A 1,981-nucleotide genomic window follows, 5' to 3' on the forward strand; every position below is an offset into this window, starting at 1 on the left:
TATGAACACTATGACGGACAGGAAGTCGCGTTATTCGGTGAATCAGAACGCCAGAAAAACCCGTACAGTGTCACCGCCGGGCTGACTTACACGCCCGTGCCGTTCGTGACACTGGGCGCCGATTTTCGGCAGGGTAAACAAGGGGTCAGTGAAAACCGTTTTACCCTGAACCTCAATTATCGGTTGGGGGTGCCGTTCAGCCAACAGCTTGATCCAAACGCGGTCGCACCCCTACGCAGCCTGAGAGCCAGTCAGTTGGATTTTGTGAACCGACGCAGTGATATGGTGCTGGATTATCAGAAACAAACGCTGCTGACACTGGCTTTCCCCGCATCAATCAACGGATATGAAGGCAAGGAAGTGACCTTTGTACCCGTTATCCACGCTAAATATCCGCCGGCACGTTTAGAGCTGGATACGGCTGAATTACAGAAAGCCGGCGGGAAAATGCTTGAACAACGACCGGAGAAAGTGACGTTACGCTTGCCAAAAACCACGAAAAACCCCGTTCGGCTTTCGGGAATAGCTATCGACAACCGGGGTAATCGCTCCAGCCGGGCAGAAATCCTGATAGTGAGTTTACCGACCGAAAAGCGATGGCAGGTGACAGCAAATAAAACGCAGGCCAAAACCGATGGTCATGACCGTGTGATCTATACCGTCCTTGTTACCGATCAGGAGGGTGAGCCCGTTTCCAATCAGGCTGTTATCTGGTCAAGTGATAAAGGCGAATTATCCCAAACCCGGCAGAACACGGATACGCAGGGGCAGGCATCGGCCGTGCTGCGCAGCCGTCAGCAGGGGCTGCACACAGTACGTGTTTCCGTGGATGGAGAGGTTGCTGTTGCACCTTCGGTACAGTTTGATACGGTGCTGATACCCGACATCGCCGTTGATAAGCACAGCGTTAAGGCGGATGGGAAATCAAGGGCAACCTTGACTGTCACGGTTAAAAACGCCGATGGTCAACCTGTACCCAATCAGGCCGTTGGCTGGCAGACCCCGCTCGGCCAGTTTTCCTCATTTTCATTAAAGACTGATGCGAAAGGGCAGGCCACGGCTTATTTAACCAGCACAATATCAGGAAATGCAGAAGTGACGGTGGCGGTTGGCAGTGAAACGGCAATGTCTTCTCCGATCCGCTTTATTACCTCGCTAACGCATACGCTTCAGGCGGACAAACAAACCGTGATTGCCGATGGTCAGGACAGTATCCTTTATACAGTGAACGTGCGCGATGCAGCAGATCGACCCGTTGCCCATAGCAAGGTGCAATGGTCAGCGGATAACGGGCAACTGTTGGATAAGCAAGAACAGACAAACAGTCAGGGGGAGGCAACAGCCCGGTTAGTCAGCCGCACCGCAGGGAGGGCAACGGTGAAAGCAGAAGTGGCGGGAAAAACACTTCATGCTGCTCCGGTGATGTTTGAACGCCGGCTGAAACCCGCGATCACGGTGGATAAAGTCCGGGCGAAAGGCGATGGGCAGGATGCGGTGGTGTTAACGGCTAGGGTGAAAGATTCACTGGGATTACCCGTGGAAAATCAGCCAGTGATTTGGCAAACAGATTACGGCGTGTTGTCTTCAGAACGGACAGAAACAGACAGTCAGGGACAAACGCAGGTTAAGCTGAGCAGTACGTTGACAGGCGAGCATCAGGTGCAGATCCAGGTTGGTGATAAAAAAGTGGCCGCCCCTGTTGTCACCTTTGATGAAGTGCTGTTATCCACCCTTCGGGTCAATAAAACCCGTGCCGTGGCGGATGGCGAAGATAGGGTGACTTTTACTGTCACCGTCACCGATATTCATGGGCAGGGGCTTGCGGATAAAGCGGTTGACTGGTCTGGAAATCTTGGCGAGATGATCTTTGCGGAAGACGGGACAGACCGTCAGGGAAAGGCAACCGCAATCCTTGTCAGTCGTCATGCCGGGCAGGCTTCGGTCACTGCTGACGTTGGTAAGCAGCAAGTCGTCTCCTCTG

At 53.4% G+C, this 1,981-nt stretch carries 1 protein-coding gene; it reads left to right on the forward strand.

Features of this window, described 5'->3' with window-relative positions; all coding sequences use genetic code 11:
- On the forward strand, positions 1-1,981 hold a 1,981-nt coding region (locus ABLA85_RS18115; RefSeq protein ID WP_367965725.1), incomplete at both ends, for an Ig-like domain-containing protein.

Origin of the sequence: Xenorhabdus sp. SGI246 (assembly GCF_040838225.1) — a bacterium.
Classification (GTDB): domain Bacteria; phylum Pseudomonadota; class Gammaproteobacteria; order Enterobacterales; family Enterobacteriaceae; genus Xenorhabdus; species Xenorhabdus indica.